This window comes from Sorangium sp. So ce367, from assembly GCF_051520455.1.
Taxonomy (GTDB): domain Bacteria; phylum Myxococcota_A; class Polyangia; order Polyangiales; family Polyangiaceae; genus Sorangium; species Sorangium cellulosum_B.
Genome location: NZ_CP150334.1, coordinates 9,605,127 through 9,626,542 on the forward strand (window position 1 = coordinate 9,605,127; position 21,416 = coordinate 9,626,542).

The 21,416-nt window shown below is 72.5% G+C and carries 13 protein-coding genes; 5 read left to right on the forward strand and 8 right to left on the reverse strand.

Translation table 11 applies throughout. The features are described from left to right. Positions 1-20: 20 nt before the first annotated feature. Positions 21-4,193 (forward strand): kelch repeat-containing protein, encoded by a 4,173-nt coding sequence (locus tag WME97_RS36370; protein ID WP_437544584.1) that lies wholly within the window; start codon positions 21-23, stop codon positions 4,191-4,193. Here WME97_RS36370 and WME97_RS36375 read toward each other — a convergent pair. After that, complete coding sequence (locus tag WME97_RS36375; RefSeq protein WP_437544586.1) at positions 4,173-5,705, reverse strand: hypothetical protein; 1,533 nt, start codon at positions 5,703-5,705, stop codon at positions 4,173-4,175. The genes WME97_RS36370 and WME97_RS36375 overlap by 21 nt on opposite strands. Before the next feature lie 114 nt (positions 5,706-5,819). Then, a complete protein-coding gene (locus WME97_RS36380; RefSeq protein ID WP_437544588.1) occupies positions 5,820-7,382 on the reverse strand; it encodes a PLP-dependent aminotransferase family protein in 1,563 nt (520 codons plus the stop codon). 229 nt (positions 7,383-7,611) lie between these two features. Here WME97_RS36380 and WME97_RS36385 point away from each other — a divergent pair, with 229 nt between their 5' ends. Beyond that, positions 7,612-8,253 (forward strand): hypothetical protein, encoded by a 642-nt coding sequence (locus WME97_RS36385; protein WP_437544590.1) that lies wholly within the window; start codon positions 7,612-7,614, stop codon positions 8,251-8,253. A gap of 180 nt (positions 8,254-8,433) precedes the next feature. Here WME97_RS36385 and WME97_RS36390 read toward each other — a convergent pair whose 3' ends face one another. Beyond that, positions 8,434-9,471 (reverse strand): D-alanine--D-alanine ligase, encoded by a 1,038-nt coding sequence (locus tag WME97_RS36390; RefSeq protein ID WP_437544592.1) that lies wholly within the window; start codon positions 9,469-9,471, stop codon positions 8,434-8,436. A gap of 776 nt (positions 9,472-10,247) precedes the next feature. Between WME97_RS36390 and WME97_RS36395 the strand changes: the two genes are divergently transcribed. Then, positions 10,248-11,849: an ATP-dependent DNA ligase gene (locus WME97_RS36395; RefSeq protein ID WP_437544594.1), complete on the forward strand. Its 1,602-nt coding sequence runs from the start codon at positions 10,248-10,250 to the stop codon at positions 11,847-11,849. A 29-nt stretch (positions 11,850-11,878) separates the two neighbouring features. On the opposite strand, the gene WME97_RS36400 is transcribed toward WME97_RS36395, so the two are convergent. The 5 genes from WME97_RS36400 to WME97_RS36420 form a co-directional block, all read right to left on the reverse strand. Continuing rightward, the gene (locus WME97_RS36400) at positions 11,879-12,454 is read right to left on the reverse strand and encodes a hypothetical protein (protein ID WP_437544596.1); all 576 of its coding nucleotides are present in this window, start codon (positions 12,452-12,454) and stop codon (positions 11,879-11,881) included. Between the two features lie 329 nt (positions 12,455-12,783). Then, entirely contained in the window at positions 12,784-15,519 is a 2,736-nt protein-coding gene (locus WME97_RS36405; RefSeq protein WP_437544598.1) for an ATP-binding protein, read from the reverse strand. 90 nt (positions 15,520-15,609) lie between these two features. Continuing rightward, on the reverse strand, positions 15,610-16,209 hold the full coding sequence (locus WME97_RS36410) for a hypothetical protein (RefSeq protein WP_437544600.1): 600 nt from the start codon (positions 16,207-16,209) through the stop codon (positions 15,610-15,612). Positions 16,210-16,360: 151 nt separating this feature from the next. After that, positions 16,361-17,494 carry a hypothetical protein gene (locus WME97_RS36415; RefSeq protein ID WP_437544601.1) on the reverse strand — a complete coding sequence of 378 codons (1,134 nt, stop codon included), beginning with the start codon at positions 17,492-17,494 and terminating at the stop codon, positions 16,361-16,363. After that, positions 17,491-18,183, reverse strand: a complete 693-nt coding sequence (locus WME97_RS36420) for a hypothetical protein (RefSeq protein WP_437544603.1) — start codon at positions 18,181-18,183, stop codon at positions 17,491-17,493. The genes WME97_RS36415 and WME97_RS36420 overlap by 4 nt, the downstream gene beginning before the upstream one ends. Positions 18,184-19,240: 1,057 nt before the next feature. Here WME97_RS36420 and WME97_RS36425 point away from each other — a divergent pair. Together WME97_RS36425 and WME97_RS36430 are read left to right on the forward strand one after the other, a co-directional pair. Further along, positions 19,241-20,059: a hypothetical protein gene (locus WME97_RS36425; protein ID WP_437544604.1), complete on the forward strand. Its 819-nt coding sequence runs from the start codon at positions 19,241-19,243 to the stop codon at positions 20,057-20,059. Then, on the forward strand, positions 20,034-20,606 hold the full coding sequence (locus tag WME97_RS36430) for a hypothetical protein (protein ID WP_437544606.1): 573 nt from the start codon (positions 20,034-20,036) through the stop codon (positions 20,604-20,606). Before WME97_RS36425 ends, WME97_RS36430 begins: the two co-directional genes overlap by 26 nt. The last annotated feature ends 810 nt before the right edge of the window (positions 20,607-21,416 follow it).

Below are 21,416 nucleotides of genomic sequence, written 5' to 3' on the forward strand. Positions count from 1 at the left end.
CGCGTGAGACATTCGCCGGCATGCGAGCTGCGTCGGGTCTTCGCGTGCTGGTCATGGCCGTCCTGGTGCTGGCCGTTGTGGGGTGGATGGGCGCGCTCGGGTGCGCGGCGGGGCACGACGGCGCGGCGGCAGCGGCGCTCGTGCAGCGCCGGTTCCCGGCGCAGGCCGCCGAGGTACTGGGCAGCGGCGCTCCCGGCGCGCCTGTGGCGACCGGCGGCGGCTTCGCGCTGGGCGCGCCTGGCCTCTCGGGGCGCGGGCCGCGGCTCCAGGCCGAACTGCCGCTCCAGGCCGAGCTGCCGCACGACGGCGGCGGCTGGATGCGGCTCTCGGGCGCTGGCGGCTTCGAGGTGCGGGTGCGCGAGGCCGGCGCGTCCGGCCAGGGGGCGGTGGTCGACGGCGCGGTGATCTATGGCCGCGCGGGCGGCGCGTCGTTCTGGCGGGCGGTCGCCGGGGGCATCGAGCAATGGCTCACGGTGGAGCCGGGCGCGGTGCCGGCGGGTGAGCCCGCGGCCGTCTGGGAGGTGGACGGCGCGGCGCTGCGGCAGCGCGGCGAGGCCGTCGAGGTGGTGGACGCGGCGGGGATACCGCGGCTGCGCGTCACCGCGCCGCGCGCGTTCGCGGAAGGCGGGCGGCCGATCGCGGCGCGCCTCGAGGCGCGCGGGGCGGAGATCGCGCTGCTTGTCGAGGCGTCGAGGGAGCTGCTGCTCGTGGATCCGCTGTGGCGCCCCGTCGGGGCGATGGCCACGAGGCGGGACGCCGGGCACACGGCCACGCTGCTGGGCGGCGACGACGGGCGGGTCCTGGTCGTGGGCGGCTATGGCGGCGAAGGCTATCTCGCGAGCGCGGAGCTGTACGACCCGGCGGACGACAGCTGGGCGCCGGCGCAGCCGATGAGCGGTCCGCGCTACGATCACGCCGCCCTGCTGGTGGACAGCGGGCAGATCCTCGTGGTGGGCGGCTCCGAAGGCTCGATCGTGCTGGCGAGCGCGGAGCTGTACGACCCGGCGGAGGACCGCTGGACGCCGGCGCGGTCGATGAACATCGCGCGCCAGGGCCCCACGGCGACGCGGCTGGACAGCGGGTTGATCCTCGTCGTGGGCGGCTGGAGCGACGGCATCCATCACGCGAGCGCGGAGCTGTTCGACCCGCGGGAGGGCATCTGGATCGCGGCGGCGCCGATGAGCACCGGGCGTTACGGGCACACGGCGACGCTCCTTGCCGACGGGCGGGTCATGGTCGCCGGCGGCTTCGCGGGGCAGGGCGACGTCCCTACCGTGGAGGTGTACGATCCGTCGACGAACACCTGGACCCCGGCGCGATCGATGAGCGCCGCGCGCCGAGGGCACACGGCGACGCTGCTCGACGGCGGGCAGGTCCTCGTCACGGGCGGCTTGATGAACGACGGCACGTCCCTCGCGAGCGCGGAGCTGTTCGACCCGGTGAATGGCGGCTGGACACCGGCGGAGCCGATGAGCTTCGGGCGCTTCGACCACACGGCGACGCTGCTCGACGACGGGCGGGTCCTCGTCGCGGGCGGCCTCCACTCGTCGTACCTCCACCTGGCGGACGCGGAGATCTACGACCCGGCGGAGGGCTCCTGGTCGAACGCGCCGGCGATGGCCGTCGGCCGCAGCTCTCATACGGCGACGCTGCTCCCGCGCGGCGGCGTGGTCGTGACGGGCGGCAATCAAGGCATCGAAACGAACGCCGAGGTCTACGACCCGCCGGGCACGAGCCCGTGGGCGGAAACCGCGCCGATGCGCGACTCGCGTTACGTGCACACCGCGACGCTGCTGGACGACGGACGGGTCCTCGTCGCGGGCGGCTACGGTGGCGACTACACCGACCTCACGACCGCGGAGATCTACGACCCGGCCGACGGCACCTGGACCGCGGCGAAGGAGATGCGTGACGCGCGCTACACGCACACGGCGACGCTGCTGGACGATGGGCGGGTCCTGGTCACAGGCGGCTACGGGAGCAGCACGGAGGGCCCGCTCGCGACCGCAGAGCTCTTCGACCCCACGACGAGCAGCTGGACAGCGGCAGCGCCGATGATCGCCGCGCGCCAGGGGCACGCGGCCACGCTGCTGGCCGACGGCCGGGTCCTGGTCACGGGCGGCGTCGGGGCCGACTACGTCAACCTCGCGAGCGCGGAGATCTACGACCCGCGGGAGGACACCTGGACCGAGGCGGTGGCGATGATCGCCGCGCGCCAGGGGCACACGGCCACGCTGCTGGCCGACGGCCGGGTCCTGGTCACGGGCGGCTACGGGCCCCGAGGTGAGGCCCCGAGCGCCGAGATCTGGAGCCCCGGCGAGCGCGGCTGGACAGCGGCAGCACCGATGATCGCCGCGCGCCGGGCGCACGCGGCGACGCTGCTGGACGATGGGCGGGTCCTGGTCACGGGCGGCTCCCCGGATTCGGAGGGGATCAGCGGGCTCGCGAGCGCGGAGGTGTACGACCCGGCGACCGATCGCTGGACGACGCGAGCTCCCATGAGCGCCGCGCGCCAGAACCACACGGCGACGCGGCTCCTGGACGGGCGGGTCCTGGTCGCGGGCAATGCCTCGGTCAATGGGCATGGCAGCGCGAGCGCGGAGGTGTACGACCCGGCCGAGGACAGCTGGTCTCCGGCAGGGACGATGTACTCCGAGCGATCCCAGCACGCGGCGACCCTGCTGCGCGGTGGCAAGGTCCTGATCACCGGCGGCGTGGGCCCCGGCGTCTATATCGCCAGCGCCGAGCTCTACACCGCGGCCTTCCCCGGCGACCCTTGCGAGACCGACGCGGACTGCGCCGGCGCCTCCTGCGTCGACGGCGTCTGCTGCGACATCCCTTGCGCGGGCGCGTGCATGGCGTGCTCCACCGCGAAGAAGGGCGCCGGCCCCGACGGCGCATGCGGCCCCATCCAGGCCGGCGCCGATCCGGACGGCGACTGCGCCGCGGAGCCTGCCCTCTCCTGCGGCACCACCGGCCTCTGCGACGGCCGCGGCGCCTGCCAGCTCCGGGCGCGGGGTACCCCCTGCGGCGCGGCCTCGTGCAAGGACGCCTCCGAGCTCGTCGAGGCCCCCCTCTGCGACGGCCGCGGGGTCTGCGCCGAGGGCGACACCCGATCTTGCGCCGAGTACCGCTGCGTCGCGGGCGCCTGCCTCACCGGCTGCACCTTCGATACCCAGTGCGCCGACTCGGCCTACTGCGCGGAGACCGGCGGCGACTGCCTGCCGAAGAAGCCCGTCGGCGCCCCGTGCTCGCTTCCGAAGGAGTGCCTCAGCGGGCAGTGCAGGGCCGGAGCCTGCGCGCTCGACACCGACGAGGACGGCATCGCCGACAGCGAGGACAACTGCCCTGCGGTCCCCAACACGCTCCAGGCCAACACCGATGCTGGCCTGCCTTCGGGCGATCTCCTCGGCGACGCCTGCGACGAGGACGACGACGCCGATGGCGACGGCGATACGGTGGACAACTGCCCCCTCGTCGCGAACCCCGAACAGGCCGACGTCAATGGCGATGGGGTCGGCGACGCGTGCGATTGCGACAACCCGCGCAAGCCCGACGGCAGCCCCTGCGACGACGGCAACGCCTGCACGCAGACCGATACTTGCCAGAACGGCGCCTGTGTCGGCAGCGATCCCTTCCTCTGTCCGCAGCCCGACACCTCCACCTGCAGGCGCGCCGTCTGCGCGCCGGCCACCGGCACCTGCCAGAGGCGCTACAAGCTCGACGGGGCCCCCTGTCCAGGCGGCGAGTGCATCGCCGGGGGCTGCTTGCTCGCGGAGGCCGCCAGCGGCTCCGGAGGCGGCGCGGGGGGCGAGGGCCAGGGCGGAAAGGGCGACGGCGGCGGCGGCCAGGGCGGCGAGGGCGGCGGCGGGGGCCAGGGCGGCGACGCCGCCGCGAACGGCTCCGGCGGGTCCGGCGGCGTCGGCGGCGATGCCGGCGGCGCGCCTCCGGCGCCTGCTCCGGAGGGGAGCGACCCGCCGCGCGCGCACGGCAACGGCTGCGCCCTGGCGCCCGGCGCTGGCCATGACCCGGGCGGCTCGCCCGCGCCCTGGCTCCTCCTCGCCGCGCTGCTCGCCGCGCGGTCCAGGGGTTTCCGGCGAGCCGTCGCCTCGGGCCGCCGTGGTCGCACGAGCGCCCGCGCTGGCCGGGCCCGACTCGCCGATTCGGCGCGCCTACTCGCCGACCCCGGCTGAATAGAGGCCAGCCGTCGTACCGGGGAGGTCCGTCGTGAAGGCGAGGCGGCGGCCGCCGTGGCTGCTGAAGTAGGTCAGGTTCGCCCCCGGCGCGATGAGCCGAGGCTTCAGGGGCTTGCGCGACAGGTCGACGACCTTCAGGTCGGCCGTCGACCTCGCGAAGTCTTCCGCGTCGAAGTGGGTGTTGTCGTTGAACGACACGAGGCCGCGAACGGCCGGCAGGTAGCTCCAGCCCCCCTTGTCGCTGAACTGCCGCACGCCGCCCTCGGCCGAGGCGAAGAGGGGGGCGGTGCCGGCCGTCAGGTCGACGATGCGGGCGAACAGAAAGTGCTTCGAGTCGGCGCTGAAGGGCGGGCCGCCGAGCACGTTCCGCGCCTGCGGGTCGACCGACAGGGGCGGGGTACCGTCGCGCGCGTCGGCGAGCGCCACGTCGGAGAGGCCGGTCGCCGGGTCGCGCTGGGTGAAGAAGGGCACCTTGCTGCCGTCCGGCGACGCCCACGCGTCGGTGATGACCTTCGACCCGGCCAGGACGGTGAGAATGCCCCCGACCTCGTCGGCGATGGTCTCGGTCGACGGACAGTCGCCCGGCGTGGCGCGGCGCAGCTCGAGGCCAGCCTGCGTTTGCGCGGTGTACACGACGAAGCTGCCTTTGGTGAAGAAGCCTATTCTCGAGCGCACCTCGTCGAGCGCGCTCACCTCGCCGTCGTCGGAGACGACGACGGGGTGCCCCGAGCCCGCCAGCGTCGTGAAGAACGACCCGCCGTCGGCGTCGGCGCTGAAGAAGGGGGGCGTCGCGACGCCGCTGAACAGGTCGACCCTCTCGCCCCGCTCCCAGCTCGACAAGGTGGCAGAGCTCGTGGCGCCCTCGCAGTGCAGCGCGACCGGGTGCGAGCGGCCGTGGCGGCCCACGAACGCGGCGAAGGGCCGACAATACCCCAGGGGGAAGCCCATCGGCACGGCGCCGAGCAGCGTCGTGCGCTCGCTCATGTCGGTCGAGGCGAGCTCGACGTCGCCGACGCTGCCGTCGGCGTTGCTATGGGTAGGGAAGAGCACCGAGCGGCCGTCGGCGCTCGCCGAGGTCGCGAAGGTCCCGATGGGTGAGGCGGCAGACGCCTCGTGCGGGCCGGATGCCGCGCTCCACACGACAAGGGGGCTGACCCCGAAGCCGGGCAAGGTCCGGTCGGGGTTGGTCCAGCAGAACGCGACCTTGCCGACGGTATAGACGAACGCCGTGTTCCCGAAGGGCACCTGGGCGACTCGCTGCCTGGTCGCGCCCGGCTCGAGCGCGGTCGCGTACACGATCTCTCCTTCCTGGTAGAGGGCGTGATTGTCGCTGGTGACGCCGAGCAAGACCAGGCGCGCGCCCGGCTGCACCAGCCATTTCGTGGACGTCGTGAGCGATGCCTGGCTCTCCAATTCCCCCTCCGCGGAGGGCGGGTTCGGCGCCTCGGTCTGGGCGCAGCCGAGCAATGCCACGCCGAATGTCATCCCGGCGAAGAAAGCTTTGACCATGTTCGGGTCTCCTGTTCGGTCAGACCCTAGCCCACGCAGGCACCCTGCATTGGGGCCAGATCGTCGATGTCGAGTAGTCCAGTCGCCCGCGCGCCGCGGGGAGCGAGGCGCGCGTCAGGGGCGATCACCCGCGGGCCTCGACCGGGCCTTCGGCAAGGTCTGCGCGAGCCGCCGCGCCGCGTCCGCGAGCTGGGCCTCGTCGCACGCGGCAAAGCCGAAGCGGGCGAAGTCGAGCGGCCAGCGACCGAGCGCGAAGTGACTCGCGGGCTGGAAGGAGACGCCCGCCGCGTGCGCGCGCCGGGCCCACGCGTCGATGTCGACGCCGGGGGCCCGCGCCCAGAGGGCCATGCCCCCGCTGGGGGGATCGAACTCGAGCCCGGGCAGGTGGCGCGCGAGCGCCTCACAGAGCGCGTCGCGGCGGGCGCGGTAGGCGCGCCGGACCCTCTGCGTGTGCCGATCGATCTCGCCGTCTTCGAGCAGCTCGGCGACGGCGCGCTCGATCGCGTGGTCGCCCTGGTGGTCGACGAAGGCCCGGTAGGCCGCGATCCGCTCGGCGACGTCGGGGGTGGAGACGACGAAGCCGAGCCGCAACCCAGGCGCCAAGATCTTCGACAGGGTGCCCAGGTAGACGACCACCCCGTGGCGGTCGGCGGACGAAAGGGGCAGCACCGGCCGCCCCTCGTAGCGGAACTCGTGGTCGTAATCGTCTTCGAGCACGAGCAGGCGCCGGCGCCGCGCCAGCTCGAGCAGGCGCACGCGCCTCGGCGCGGTCAAGGTGACGGTCGTGGGTAGCTGGTGGTGGGGCGTCGTGTAGACCGCCTTGATCCGCCTGGCCGCGCAGAGGGCCTCGAGCGCGGCGACGTCGAGCCCCTCGCCGTCGAGCGGCACGGGCACGAGCTCCACGCCGGAGAGCTCGAGCGCGCCGCGGGCGGCGGGGTGGCTGTACGCCTCGATCGCCACGCAGTCGCCCGGCTCGAGCAGCGCGCGCGCCGCGAGGTAGAGGCCCTGTTGGCTGCCGCGCACGATGTTGACCGACTCGACGCTCGCCCGCACGCCCCTCGCCCGGGTCAGCGACTCGACGACCGCCCGGCGCAGGCGCGGCTCGCCCCGGGGGTCGCCGTAGTCCATCAGCGCGCGCGCCCCGGCGCCGAGCAGCGCGCGGCGGTAAGCGCGGCACAGCTCCAGCCTCGGCACGAAGCCGAGCTCGGGCACCCCGCCGAGCAGGAGCAGGCCGGCGCGCGGGGTCGAGGAGGGGGCCGGCAAGGGGCGTCCGGGCAGGTCGAACCCGGCCCGGTCGGCGAGGGCTCGTCGGCGGAAGGGGGGCAGCTTGGCGGGCAGGTCGCTCGAGACGTAGGTGCCGGAGGCGGGCGCGCTCGTTATCCAACCTTGGCGCGCGAGCTCGAGGAACGCGGCGATCACGGTCTTGCGGTGCACGCCGAGCTGGATGGCGAGCTTGCGGCTGGAGGGCAGCCGCTCGCCGGGGCGCAGGCGGCCCCGTTCGATGTCTTCGACGATGGCCCGCGCGATCTGCAGAAAGAGCGGCCCCTGACCCGCCGCGCCGAGCTGAAGAACGAGTTCTCGGGTCACCGCCACGCCGCCCGTGCCTGCGTCGGAGGGGCGGAGCGCCCTGGCGCCCGCCCCCGAGCTCTCGATGCCCCGCCGCCCGGAATCTGTCAACCGAGGCGCGCCGCGTGCGGCTACCACGCGCTCGACGCTGCGGTGGTGTCCCAACATCATCGGTCCCGGCGGCGGGCTGAGTAAGCTCTTCCAGACGCTCGGTCCACGCAGGAGGATGTCCGCTTGCCGAGGCCCCCTCTGCGACGGGCTCGGGGTCTGCATCAAGGGCGACATGCCCCCGCCGGGGAGGATGCGTGCAACTGCGCGCCTGGGCGCGTACTCTCGGCGCATGGCACGTCCGCACCTGCTCCCGTTCACCCTGGTGTCGATTGCTGCGCTCGCAGCCTGTGACCGCTCCGAGCCCGCGAGCCCCGCTGCGTCCGCGAGCGCGACCACGCCGGCTGTGCCTGCCCCGAGCGGCGCGTCCGCCGCGGCGCGGGCGGCGAGCTGCCCGACAGGCAAGTGGGAATACGACTATGCCGATATGTTCCTCGAGACGCTGGCGCGCAGCTCGTCGGGCGCGCGCGTCGTCAGCGAGCGCGGGAAGTACATCTGCACGTTCAACGGCAACGAGCGTGGCAGCTACGTGTGCGAGACGAGCGAGGGCGGCGTCGAGAACGTATTCGAGGCGCCCACGGCGGGGACGGCCCTGAGGATCACGCTCAAGATGAACGGCCGCTCCAGCGCGGAATACGAGCCCGCGGGCCCTGGCCGCTGGAAGACGACGCGCGCCGACATGAGCGGGCTGCGCGTCGAGACCAAGGCCACGCTCGGCGGCCGCGACATGCCCGTGCCCGCGACCAACGCCTTTTCTGGCATGGACCGCCCCGGAACCCTCTTCGAGTACCGCTGTGAAGGCGACGTGTTCAAGCTCAAGCCCATCGTCGAGGGCATGGCGACCGACTTCATCACGATGAAGCGCGTGCCTTAGCGCCCGTCCCGGGGCAGCGCGGACCGAGCCAGGCGGCCGAGGTGGGGTGCAGCGCCAGACGCGGCGAGGAGTCCTGCTGTAATTGCGGAAATTGAACAGGGAGACGGAGAGATCGGTGGGATTTTACTCCCCGTCTCCTCGCCTCCCTGTGAATTTTCCCGAAGAATTCGAGCGGGCGCTTCAGATCGCCGACTTCACGAGGCGCAGCCGCTTCTCGGCCTGTCCCCGCTCGCCGAGCCGCAGCTCCGAGGCGGCGGGCGCGCGGCGCCGCACCGGCTGGTGCAGCCTGGCGCTCGCCAGGATGGCCTCGCACAGGTCGCCGAACTCGTAGCCTGCGGCCTCCGCGATCTTCGGCAGGAGGCTTGTCTGGGTCATGCCCGGCAGGGTGTTCACCTCGAGCACGTACTCGTTCTCTCCGCCGGTCACGAGCAGATCCACCCGCACCGCGCCCGTGCACCCGAGCGCCTGGGCCGCCCGCTCCGCCAGGTTCAGGACGCCGCGGTAGCGGGTCGGCGGGAGGCGCGCTGGCATGTGGTACTCGGTCATGCCCGGCGTGTACTTGGCCTCGTAGTCATAGAGCCCCTTCTTCGGGACGATCTCGATCGCGCCAAGGACCTTCCCGTCCAGGATGCCCACGTTGACCTCGGTCCCCGCCACGAACCGCTCCACGATGGCGGCGTCGTCGAACTCGAACGCCAGCGCGAGCGCCGACTTCAGCTCCTCGAGCGACCCGACCTTGGTCACGCCGAGGCTCGACCCCTCGCCGCGCGGCTTGACGATGACGGGGAACCCGAACGAGCCATGAACGGCATCGAGCTCCTCGAGGTCCTGATTCGCACCCACAGTGTAGTAGGGAGGCGTCGGCACGTTGTGCAGCCGGAACATCTCCTTGGCCTTCAGCTTGTCCATCGCAAGGGCGCTCCCGAGCACGCTCGACCCCGTGTACGGGATCTGGGCGAGCTCCAGGACGCCTTGCACGCACCCGTCCTCACCGAGACGTCCGTGCAGTGCCAGGAAGGCCGCGTCGAGCCGCGCGCGCTGCAGCGTCGCGCAGAGCTCCGCGCCGAACCTGTCCCCGAGCGTGATCCGCACGACATCGTACCCGCGGGCCTCGAGCGCCTCGGCGACGGCCGCGCCCGAGCGCAGGGACACGTCGCGCTCACCCGACGAGCCGCCCATCACGACGCCCACCCGCTTCCGGACTTGCCGCTCCACCATCGAAGAACCTCCGTCGCCTTCCCGTGCGGACACCAACACCACGTCAGCTCCTTCCAGTACAGTCCAGCTGCCGGAGAGGTGCTGCGCAAAAACCAAGCCAGCTGCTCCCAAGGCCAAAATCCACGGCCTTGTCAGCGGAGGGCGCTATTCCTGAGCTGTGGTTGAGGAAAACCGCGCCCGCCCGCCGTGTTCACCTGCCCACGGCGTGCCGACCGCCAACCCGGTATCAAGGCCCGCGGCGGAGGTCAACTAAACGGAGCGATCGCGCCGTCGAGGGAGACGGGCGCGGCTGGGGCCATCTCGCGGCGTATTCGGGAGTCTGCGGCCACGGCGGGGCGGCTCCGCGCGCGCTCTCCCCCCCGCGCGGCGGCGCAGGCGCGTCGGGCGCTTCGCACCTGGCAAATCGATGGCGCGGAGCACCCGAGATCCGGCACGTGAGATCCTCTGAAAGGCGATCGCGCTCTCGCCTGCTCGCGGCGCCGGCGGCGACCGAGCGAGGCACTCGATTGCAGATGACCTGATAATTCTTCGCCCCTCCCCGCAAGTGGTTCCAAGCGGGAGTGACCGTCATTCCGGCGCGGGAGAGCGCTTTTCTGCTCCGCCGCCTTACACCCTTTGGTAGGCTCTCTCGGCCCATGCGGAGAACACTTGGCGCCCATGGGCCAGGTTCGATCCTGCGGAGTTCCCCGGCTCGGTTGCGGAGGACACCCTGCAGCGGCCTCGTCAAAAGACCCGTCGAGCGTGAGCTCTCGAGGTGCCAGGGTAGGGTTGCCCGCGTGCTCGTTTCCGACCTTGTCGCCACCTCCGAGCGTGTCGCCGCGCTCTCTCGCCGTGTCGAGAAGATCGGCGCGCTCGCCGCGCTCCTGCGCCGCCTCTCGCCCGCGGAGGTGCAGATCGGCGTCGACTGGCTCACCGGTCGGCTGCGCCAGGGGCGGCTCGGCCTCGGGCCTTCGGTGTTCGCCGAGGCCCGCCGGGCCTCTCCTTCCGTCGCCCAGCCTGCGCTCACCCTGGGGGACGCCGACGCGGTCTTCACGGAGATCGCGCGCGCCTCGGGGCCGGGTGCCGGGGGGGAGCGCCGCGCGGCGCTGGCGGGGCTGTTCGCGCGCGCCACCGATCTCGAGCGCGACTTCTTCGCGCGGCTCCTCGCCGGCGAGCTCCGCCAGGAGAGGCTCGAGCCGGTCATGGTCGACGCGGTGGCGCGCGCGGCGCGGGTGCCGCCGGCCTCGCTGCGGCGCGCGGTGATGCTGGCCGGCGACGCGGCGGACGTGGCCAAGGCCGCGCTCCTCGAGGGGGCGCTCGGCCTCCAGCGCTTCTCGCTGCAGCTGCTCCGCCCCGTGCAGCCGATGCTGGCGCAGTCGGCCGACGACGTCGCGACGGCGCTGAGCGAGCTCCGCGCGATGGCGCTGGAGTGGAAGCTCGACGGCGTGCGCGTGCAGGCGCACAAGGCCGGCGACGAGGTGCGCGTCTTCAGCCGCGGCCTCGGCCCGGTCACGAAGGCGGTCCCCGAGATTGTCGAGGTCGTCCGGGCGCTCCCGGTCCGCTCGGTCGTGCTCGACGGCGAGGCGCTCACCTTTCGCGCGGACGGCGCGCCGCACCCGTTCCAGGTCACGATGCGCCGCTTCGGCCGCGCGCACGACGCGGCCGCGCTGCGCGCCGAGCTTCCGCTGCGCGCCCTGTTCTTCGACGTGCTGCACCTCGACGGCGAGGATCTGCTCGACCGGCCCGGCAGCGAGCGCACGGCCGCGCTCCGGCAGGTGCTCGACCGGTCGCTGCGCGTCCCGCGCATCGAGCTGCCGACGGCGGCCGAGGCCGAGGCGTTCTTCGCCGACGCGCTCGCCCGCGGCCATGAGGGCGTGATCGCCAAGTCGCTCGCCGCGCCCTACGAGGCGGGGCGGCGCCGCGGCTCGTGGCTCAAGGTGAAGCGGGCGCGCACCCTCGACCTGGTGGTGCTGGCGGCCGACTGGGGGACCGGCCGGCGCCGGGGGCTGCTCAGCAGCCTGCACCTCGGGGCGCGCGATCCCGCGGCCGGGGGCTTCGTCCTGCTCGGCAAGACGTTCAAGGGCATGAACGACGAGGTGCTCGCGTGGCAGACGCAGCGGCTGCTGGAGCTCGAGATCGGCCGCGACGCAGACACGGTGTACGTGCGGCCGGAGATCGTCGTCGAGGTCGCCTTCGACGGCGTGCAGGCGAGTCCGCGGTACCCCGGGGGGGTCGCGCTGCGGTCTGCGCGGGTGAGGAGATACCGGCCTGACAAGCCAGCAGACGAGATCAGCACGATGGACGAGGTGCGGGCGATCCAGGCGGGAGCGCTCGCGCGCGATGCGGGCGAGAAGGGGCAGGCGGAGGGGGGAGGAGAGGAGGCGGAGGGGGGCGGATGACGCTCGGGGCGAGCCGTTCGCCCTTGCTGCTATTGAAGCGCGCCGCGCGAGGGCGGGTCGTCGAAGCAAGCTCCGTCGAGATCGGTTGACAGCGCCGCGAGCGGCGTCCCGCTGCTCACGGCGGGGCTGTCCGGCTTGAGGTGATAATCCCCGCCGGCGACGTCGACGAACCCCGGATCGATCCCCGCCATCGAGCCGTCGTCCGTGAGCGGCAACCCGACCGGACTCGACGCCTCCGGATCGTCGGCCGCGTACCACAGGTTCGTGTGCAATGAATTCGTCGCCAGCGTCGGGAACGACGGGGGATAATACTCCTTCGCCCCGACGTCGCTGCGGCGATAGTACGTGATGTTGTTGACGAAGCGATTGTCCGCTGTCGCCCGAACCCTGGGGTTTTCGCCCACGCCTCCCGACCCGGGAAAGAACGACAGCAGGCTGTGGTTCGGGAACACGATGGTGTTGTTGGCGACCAGGCACCCCACACAGCCGTTGAAAGAGACCGCCGCGCCGGGCGCCACGATCAGATTTCCGAGCACGCGGACGTCCTGCACCTCGATGATGTCGGCCCCCGGCGCGACCGGCGGGCGAAACGCCTCGGGCGACACGAATCAGCAGAGCAGAACCGATGATGCGCATGGCATGACCTCCGCCGAACAGGCTAGGTCCCCGCCGCAAGACCCCCCCTTAATCCCATCTTAAACCGACTCGCGCGCGCCCTCCCGCGGCGCCCCCGCCCTCGCTCTCCCATCCAGTCCGCAGGCCCCCGGAGAGGGTGTTCTTGGGGCGGGGTGGGGGATGGGCCGATGTTTGAGGCGGAGACATGGCTCATCCGGCGTTGCCGGATGAGCCATGTCTCCGCCGAGTTCGGCGGGGCCCCCACCCCGCCCCAAAAACACCCTCTCCGGGGGCCGGGCAACCGGCAGCCCCCCTCCCCCTACCGCCTCTCCCCCCCGCCCTCGCCCGTCTCCCCCCCGCGCGACTCGCCCCCTCCCCCCGCGGCCGGCTCCACCGCGACGTAGTGGACCGGCAGCGCCGGATCCAGCGAGTACCCCTCTGCGTCTCTCCGGAGCCACGGCTTCATCCCGAGCTTCCGCAGCTGGTTCATCGCCACGTAGATCCGGTTCGCCGCCGCGTCCGGCAAGATCCGCTCGCCGGGCCACCCCGCCTCCTTCAGCGCGGCCAGGGAGAGCCCTCGGCCGGGCGCAGACCGCTGCTGCTCGGCCAGCGCGTGCAGCAGGCGCCGCGCCGCGTGGCGCTCGCGCAGGTCGTGCCAGCCGCCGCCCGGCGGGCGGACGAAGCGCGCCCCCTCGGTCAGGAGGAGCTCGCCCTCCGCCCGCGCCTCGGGCAGGCCGCCCAGCGCCGCAAGGCTGCGCTCCAGGATCCGGAGCAGCAGCCGCACGTCGTCGGATCGGCTCGCGCTCGACGGCGATCCCTCCCGGGCGCGCGCGATCCTGCGCCGCGCCTCGCCCGCGTGCGCCGCCGCCTCCTCCCCCCGCCCGGCGCGGCGCGCCGCCTGGGCGAGCGCGAGGTCGACGAAGCCGGACGCCACCCGCGCGAGCTCCACGTCAGGCTCGTCCCCGAGCTGCGCGAGCAGCCGCTCCGCGGGCTCGATCGCGCGCCGCGCTTCCTCCACCTCGCCGACCGACGCGAGCGCCGCCCCGAGGCGGCAGAGGGCGATCCCCTCGGAGCGGCGGTCCCCGACCTCGCGGAGCAGCCCCACCGCGCGGCCGTGGCACGCGCGCGCATCGGCGAGGCGCCCCTCCTCGTGGTGGAGCGCGCCGAGGTTGCCGAGCGTGATCGCGAGCAGCCGGAGATCACCCACCTCGCCGAGGATCGCGGCCGCGCGCTCGTAGCGCCGCCGCGCCTGCGCGGGCGCCCCGCGCTCCTGCTCGAGCAGGCCGGCGTTCGTCGAGAAGATGCCCTCCATCCGGCCGTCGCCGATCTCCGCCGCGATCGCGATCGCCTGCTCGTAGTAGGCGGCGGCCTCGCCCTCGCGGCGCTCGTCGTGGTGGAGCGCGCCGAGGTTGCCGAGCACCCGCCCCTCGGCGCGGCGGTCGCCGAGGGCGCGGTGGAGCGCGAGCGCCTGCGCGTAGTGGTCGCGCGCGCGCTCCATGTCGCGCCGGCCGTGGTGGAGCACGCCGAGGTCCGCGAGGATCCCCGAGAGGAGCGCCCCTGCGCCGAGCGCCGCCGCCTGCGCCCGGGCGCGCTCGAGGTCCTCGAGCGCGGCCTCCACCTGCCCTCGGAGCCGCCGCGCGCGCCCCCGCGCCCCGAGCGCGCGGGCCACGACGCGCGGATCGGCCGCGAGCGCCTCGGCCGCCGCGAGCGCCCGGTCGAGCAGCTCGAGCTGCGCCCCGAACGGGCCGCGGGTGCTGAGCACGGGCTCGATGGCGCAGAGCGCCCGCAGCGCGCGCTCGGCCGCCGCCTCGGAGCCGGCGCGAGGCGCCGTCGCCACGGCGAGCGCGCCCTCCGCGACGGCGAGCAGCTCCTCCAGATCGCCGGCGATGCGGTTGAGCGCGTCGAGCGCGCCGCGCCGCTCGAAGTCCGCGGCCGCCGCCTCGCCGGCGGCCAGGTAGAACGCCGCGTGCCGCTCGATCGCGGCCTCGCGCTCCCCGCGCTCGGCGAGCTTCTCGGCGGCGAGCTCTCGCACCACCTCGTAGAGCGCGAAGCGCGTCGCCCCGTCGCTCCTCGGGGGCGCCGCGCGGAGCAGCGACTTGTCGCGCAGCGCCTCGATCCGATCGATCGCGGCGGCGTCGGGCTCCGCGAGGACGGCGGCGGCCGCCGCGAGCGTGAACGGCCCGTGGAAGGCGGAGCAGCAGGCGAGCGCCCGTCGCTCGCGGTCGTCGAGGAGGTCCCACGACCACTCGATCGCGCTGCGCAGCGTCGCCTGCCGCGCCTCCCTGCCGCGCGCCGCACCCGCGAGCAGGTCGAGCCGGCTCCCGAGCCGCGCGAGCAGGCCGCGCACGCCGAGCACGCCCTCGCGCGCCGCGGCGAGCTCGATCGCGAGCGGGATGCCCTCGAGCCGCCGCACCAGCGCGGCGACGTCGGCGAGGTGCTCGTCGCCGGGCGGCGGCGGCGGAGCGGAAGCGCGGTGGGCCGCGGCGCGATCGAGAAAGAGCGCCACGGCCGCGCTGCGCTCGGTCGAGCCCTCCGCGGGGAGGCCGAGGGGGCCGAGCTCGTAGCTGATCTCCCCTGTCAGGCGGGTGCGCTCGCGCGACGTCGCGAGGAAGCGGAGCTCGGGCGCCGCGCGAACCCACGCGTCGAGGGCCGGCGCGGCCTGCTCGATCACCTGCTCCAGGTTGTCGAGCACGAGCAGCGCCGGCCCCTCGGTCGCGAGGGCGCGGCCGATCCGCTCGACGAGCGTCGCTTCCCGGCGCCCTGCCGCGACCTGCGCCCCGATCCCGCGCGCGACCGCGCCGCAGACGGCGCGCAGGTCGCGGCAGGCGGTGAGCTCGCAGACCCACACGGCCTCGCCGGCGTGCGCCTCGGCCCAGCGGCTGGCGAGCTCCAGGGCGAGCCGCGTCTTGCCCATGCCGGCCGGGCCCCAGAGGGTGACGAGCCGTTCGCCGCGCCGGAGCAGCTCGGCGATCGCGACGAGCTCTCCCTCCCGGCCGATGAAGCGCGACGCGGGCAGGGCAAGGTGCCGCCTCCGCGGCCGAGCTGCGTCCGCCATACGCCGACCTTCGATCGGACGGGGGCTGGATTCAACGCCAGAGCGGGCGGACGGCGGGGCTGCGGCGGGACGGCGGAGGCGTGGCGGGGCTCAGGGTCGCACGAGCGGGGTCACGAGCAGCTTCTTCCGTGCGCCGTTGAGCTCGACCTGCACCTCGATCCCGCGCCGATCGAGCACCGACAGCGGGCGGATCGGCGTCACCTGGGCATAGAGATCGCCGGCGCCGCACCAGGTGCCCTGGAGCGCTGGCGCCTCGGTGTCGTCGGGCGTGAAGACGACGGCGCCGGTGCGGCAGCCGCCGTCGACCGCCGCGTAGAGGCCCTCGATGCGGTCGAGCGCCGCGGGGCGCGCGCGAAAGGCGAGCTCCGCGCCCTCGGGCGTGCGCAGCTGGCCGGATTCGCCGCCCGGATCGGCGGTCGCCGTCCACCCGTCGCTCTCGAGCGAGAACGCGCCGCTCGGGTCCTCCGGTCCCTCGAACCACCGGGTCATGGTCGCGTAGCTGCTCACGCCGCCGCAGACGTAGAACGTGACAGCGCCCTCGCCGCGCACGAGGGCGAGCACGGCGTCCGTGCCGTCGACCGTGCCGACCGAGATCTCGGGCGGCGGGGCCTCGGGGTCTGCCGCGCACGCCGCGCAGAGCACGGCGCCGAGCACCCCGGCGGCGCGCGCGAGCGCGCGAACGCTCTTCATGGAGAAAACGATCCCACCGGAGCGATGAAAAAAGCGCATGGGGCCTTATTTTAGTCGAGACCCGGGGCGGAGGGAGCGGCAGTTCCGTGCCAAAGGCAAATGGGAGTCCGTGAGCGCTACGCCCCCCCCGTCCGGCGGAACATCGTGAGCGCTACGCCCCTCCGCACGGCGGAACATCGCCGGACAGCCCCTTTCGTCGCGCGGCGCGGACCGCCGCGAGCCAGTGCACCTTGGCCGGGTCGCTGTCCCACGGCGGGGCCTCGCGGTAGAGCGAGTCCCAGAATTCGCGCGCTGCCGCCTCGGCGGTCGCGAGTTCGCTCTCGCCTTCGGGCGCGTCCTCGACGGCATCCACGAGAGCGCGCCATGGGTCCGAGTCGTAGCCTCTCAGGTTCGGCCACTGCCTTGCGGGCTCTCCGTCGAAGAGACCGTCGCTGCTCTGGAGATAGCCCTCGTACGCGCTCTGCGCCACGGCGTCTCGCCGGCGACGGTTGACCTCGTTCACGCAGGAGTGGCGGTAGGACTCGGCCCATTCGCGGTCCTCCTCCGGCACGTCGTCTCGCCAGGCGCTCGCATAGAGATCGCGCAGTTCCTGCAGGAGCACCGCCGACTCCTTGAGAACCGTCGTGTGACGCAACGCGTCCGCGAGGGCTCGGTTGCGCGCCGCGCTCGGTCCGGGGAGAGGAGGCGCCCTAAACGTCCAGAACCGCGCAACATCCACAATCGGGCGGATGGGCCTCGTCATGGAGCTCGGGAGCCCGCGGCGCCCGCGCCGAAACCCCCTTCGAAAGGCGCGGAGCGCCGAGGGCCGGTCCACGTCGGGGGCGTCGTCGACCGTCAGCGCCCGCCAGACGGACGTCCGGTGGAGGCGCGCTGTCGGATCGCCCGTCGCGCCCTCGCCCTCATCCGCGACCGTCTGCCCGAAGTCGACGACGAAGGCAAAAAACGCGCTCTTGACGGCTTTGAGCAGCATCGGCCACGGCGGAGCGGGTTCCTTGTCGAACCTGCCCGTGAGGCTCTCGGGAGAGCCCGCGTCCACCCTCGGGCGGATGGCCTCGGGCCGTGAATCGTCGACCCACCTCCCGAATTTCTCGCGATGCGCCTCGGCCCAGGCGCGGTCCGCCTCGGGCAGGTCGTCGTGCCATGCTTCGGCGCACAGCCTGCCCAGGGTCTCGAGGTCCATGTTCCGACCCCAAATATCCTGCGGCGAAAATAGGTGACTCGCCGTGCCCGCCTCGACCTCGATGCGCCGCATGAGGTACCACACGCGTGACGTTCTGAGCTTCATGGATGATCCCCTGGCTCACCGCCCGTCGGGTCGGTGGGTTGCTCGCCCGGAAGGTCCGTCGGCCGAGGTGGGCACCCCCAGCCTGGCCCCGCGCCAAGCGGGCAGAGGAGCGGGACGAGCTGAGGCAAGGCAAATCCCGGAGGCGGCGCCGGGAGCGAGATCAGCCAGTCGATCAGCTCGTCGAGTGTGATCGCTCTGGGGTTCGTCAGGTTGGACGGCACCTTCTCCGGCTCGTAACGAAAATCCCACACGAACCTGCACTCGACCTGCGTCACGCCCGGCACCTGCTCCTCGTGCAGGATCTTGAGATTCATGGCCGCATTGCCCCTGCCTTGAAATTCGTCGGCACACATCGTGTACGTCACGGCGATATCTCCTCCTTCAAGGAGACACTGGATCAAGTCCGCGACGGTGTACGTCGGCTCCTGGTCGTTCCAGCCGCTCCAGGTGCCGCCGGCCTTCAACCGGCACTGGAGCTTGCCCACCTGATCGTGTTCGTCCTTGTAGGTCAGCAGCCAGCTCAACGCATTGGTGTTCATTTTCGTTTTCTGCAAGCGCGATAGCGTCGCTGCCGGAAGCGTCGCGATCCGTCGTCTCAGCTCGTCGCGATCGTCGGGGTCCATGATCGAGCAGCCAAGGGCGATCACGGTGACCGCAGCGGCCGCCATAACCTTCAGGAGCAGCTTCATGCGCGCAGGGTCCCATGGACAGGCGGTGAGCATCAAGCCATCCGCGCGCCCAGTCCCCGCGCCGCGCCTTCCCGATGCGTACCTGCGGGCGTCGCTGTTCCTGAGCAAGCTCGCAGGGGCGAGAGAGAGGACCGCGCTTCACCCCCGCGCCAGAGCGGCGCCACCGCATCAAACCCGACGTTTACGCCTGGGACGATATCGCCTGAGGCCGGAGCGACGAAAAAGGCCCATAGGATCGTATTTTAGTCGAGACCCGGGGCGGAGGGAGCCGGAGTTCCGCGGTGGACCGCGCCGAGTGCGTGGTGCCCTCTCAGCCCAGGTCGAGCGGCGCGAGCGTTCGCGGAGCCGCGCTCGACGGAGCGGCCCAACTCTACGCTGCTGGTGAAGGGCAGTTCGGGCGGGCTTCCTCGACTCGGCGATGTTGGGCAAATGGTTCGGCACCGTCACTGCCACTTCTTCAAAGGCGAGGCCCCGGCCAGTGGCCGCGCTTGGGCGCCGGTCACCGTCCTCCAGGTGGTCCGTCGCAGCTTGACCTACGGCGGCGACCGCTGGTAAGGTCGGCCACCGTCTGCGGGTACGTGGCTCGGTGAATCAGGGGGGAACCGATGAATCATCGGCGCAGCGTTCTGCTCGTCGTGTTTGCCTGCGGCCGCTCAATCGTGGATTCCAGCGATCGCGACGAGCTGAGACACCGAATTGCGGCAATGCCATTCGATCCGACCGGCGGCCAACCGGGAGATCGGCCGTGAAGTGGTGGTCGAATTTTCCACCGGGAGGAGTTGGGGTTCAACTGCGCGAAGCAGTCTTCGGATACGGCCTCTTTGAAACCAAAGACCCCAGGTCATGGAACTGGGACCTCGAGAATCTAGGCAGGCATTGCGCCGAAGCGTGGCGAGACGACTTGCTGGAGGAGGACCGCACATGGGCAGAGCGGCACCGCAAGAAGTTCAGGCGGTGGATTGACGATTCGCGCCCCCTAGGCGTCGGCCAAAGAAACGCAGGCGCTCTCCCGGGCCGCCACGGACGCTTCGACGGACAGCCGGCTCCACCTTGGCCGATGCTGCTGGAAGCCGTCCAGAGCGCATTCCATTTTATGCTCGAGGCCTTCAAGGAAGAGCACGGGGACACAAGCGAGCTCGCTCCGATTGACCCCACGTCTCGCCTCCACGGGACCTATTTCTGGCGAACGCTGACGTCCGACGATACGGCCGTGGAGATCCGGGCCGAGGCGCTCCGCGCCTTTCGTAGGGGATTTCGGATCGGCCGCCGCGGAAAACCGAGGACGTTGACGCAGCCCATCCCGCCGATGCTGACGTCACCCCGTTACTGGGGGGGACCCGGATATCCTGAGTTCCCCGGACCGAGCGCCGCGCGCGAGCGCGCAATCAAGGCGCTGCCGTTTCCGGCGAATCGAGAGGAGCTTACGGCGCGCGACGAGGAACTGCGCACGCTGTATGCGACCGCATGGCGAGACGATGTGCCGGAGGAGGACCGCATCTGGGCCGCAGAGTTCCGCAACGCGTGCACGATGTCGGTCAACAGTGCCCGGCGAAACGCCCTCGCGCAAAGCGCCTACGAAGGCTATCTACAGAGCAGCGATGGACGCTTCGGTGGGGAGCCTGCTCGGCCGTGGCCGAGCCTGTACCACCTCGCCGCGGAACCATGGCGTTCGTTCGTGGACCGCGTCGAGGAGGCGCCCGAAGGCGAGAGCGAGCAGGCGACGGCCGAGGCGGCCGTATGGGAATACTGGGACACGCTCTACCAGGAGGCCCCGCCATGGGACAGCGACCCCGACCGGGCGCACTGGCTCGCAGCGGTCCGCGCCGCTAGAAGGAAGGCGCAGGCCGACGATGGTCCGCCGGCGATGGGCAGGTAGCGCTCGGACGGGGTCGCGCGCCGGGCTCGTCGCGCTGTCGCTCCTGCCAGCGGTCGCGCGGGCGGAAGAGGGCGCGCCGCCGCGCTGGGAGATCGACGTCAAGGCGACCTACGTCGTGTTGGGGTCGCGTGCCACGCGCGCAACGGGCGGCATCATGCCGTCGGTCACCGGCTTGCGCCGATGGCCCGTCCGCAACGCCGTGGACATCGGCATCGGCGCCGACGTGGGCCTCTTCGGTCTGGGCGGCGACGCGCGCTGGCTCGGCGTGCTGACCGGCCCCACGGCGGCCGTCCGGAGCATGCCGTTCCGTGCGCCCCTGTCGTTCGAGCTCGCCGCGCGGCTCGACTTCGGGCGCATCCCTGTGTGCAACGCATGGGGGTTGTGCCTGCGGTATTTTGGATTCTTCCCGGCCATGGAGGCCGGCGCTGCCTATCTATCGACGCAGCATGTGGCGCTCGTGGCGACGTGCGGTGTCCGCTTCATTAGCACGCTCACGTGGTCTGGTGTCAGCGTGGAGCCAGCAGCGGCTGGTCGAATCTTCTGGTAGGTATGACCCCGATGGGCGGAGAGCCCACCGACCCCACCGGCGGTCAACCCGGAGGTACTGATGAATCTTTCGATGGGGGAAACGAAGTCCCTCGTGCCTCGCGTCGTGCGCGAGGCGGCCATCGGACACGCGCTGTTCTCGACCAAGGATCCCGAAGAATGGAAGTCGCGCTTCGAGGATCTGGCCGAGCTGTGCGCCGAAGTGTGGAACGACGATCTGCCGGAGAGGGACCGCGCATGGGCGGCGGGCCCACCGCGAGAGCTTCAGGAAGTGGGTCGACGATCCGGGACCGAACGGCATAGAGCCGGGGCCCAGCGAGAGCGCTCTCCGGGGCAGCCATGGGCACATTCCCCGGGCGTTCACCCCGCCATGGCCGATGCTGCTCGCCGCCGTCGAGCGCGCGTTCATCGCCTTCGTTGACGCGTTCGAGGAAGCGCCTGCCAGCAACAGCGAACAGGCCGCGGCCGGGGCAGCCTCGCGCCTCCACCGTACCTACCTCTGGCGGATCCTTTCTTCCGACGACACGGCCGAACAGCACCGGCCCGGGATGCTCCGCGCCTTCCAGCGGGGTTTTAGGCTCGCTCTCCGCGAGCGAGCCCTCCGTGCCGAGCGCGACCAGGCCCTCCAGGCTCCGCCAGTACCCGGCGATCGACAGGGGTGGCTGACACGCCAGCAGGAGCTGCGCGATCTCTATGCGAGCGCATGGCGGGACGACGTGCCGGAGGAGGACCGCGAGTGGGCTCAAGCGGTTCGCGATTGCTGCGCGTGGCATGTCAACCGCCGCCGGCGCAATGCCATCGCACAGAGCGC

Excerpts from the sequence above, each read along its gene's own strand:
- WME97_RS36370 (WP_437544584.1), top strand. The coding sequence starts at position 21 with ATGCGAGCTGCGTCGGGTCTTCGCGTGCTGGTCATGGCCGTCCTGGTG.
- WME97_RS36375 (WP_437544586.1), bottom strand. The coding sequence starts at position 5,705 with ATGGTCAAAGCTTTCTTCGCCGGGATGACATTCGGCGTGGCATTGCTC.
- WME97_RS36385 (WP_437544590.1), top strand. The coding sequence starts at position 7,612 with ATGGCACGTCCGCACCTGCTCCCGTTCACCCTGGTGTCGATTGCTGCG.
- WME97_RS36390 (WP_437544592.1), bottom strand. The coding sequence starts at position 9,471 with ATGGTGGAGCGGCAAGTCCGGAAGCGGGTGGGCGTCGTGATGGGCGGC.
- WME97_RS36405 (WP_437544598.1), bottom strand. The coding sequence starts at position 15,519 with ATGGCGGACGCAGCTCGGCCGCGGAGGCGGCACCTTGCCCTGCCCGCG.
- WME97_RS36410 (WP_437544600.1), bottom strand. The coding sequence starts at position 16,209 with ATGAAGAGCGTTCGCGCGCTCGCGCGCGCCGCCGGGGTGCTCGGCGCC.
- WME97_RS36415 (WP_437544601.1), bottom strand. The coding sequence starts at position 17,494 with ATGAAGCTCAGAACGTCACGCGTGTGGTACCTCATGCGGCGCATCGAG.
- WME97_RS36420 (WP_437544603.1), bottom strand. The coding sequence starts at position 18,183 with ATGAAGCTGCTCCTGAAGGTTATGGCGGCCGCTGCGGTCACCGTGATC.
- WME97_RS36425 (WP_437544604.1), top strand. The coding sequence starts at position 19,241 with ATGCTGCTGGAAGCCGTCCAGAGCGCATTCCATTTTATGCTCGAGGCC.
- WME97_RS36430 (WP_437544606.1), top strand. The coding sequence starts at position 20,034 with ATGGTCCGCCGGCGATGGGCAGGTAGCGCTCGGACGGGGTCGCGCGCC.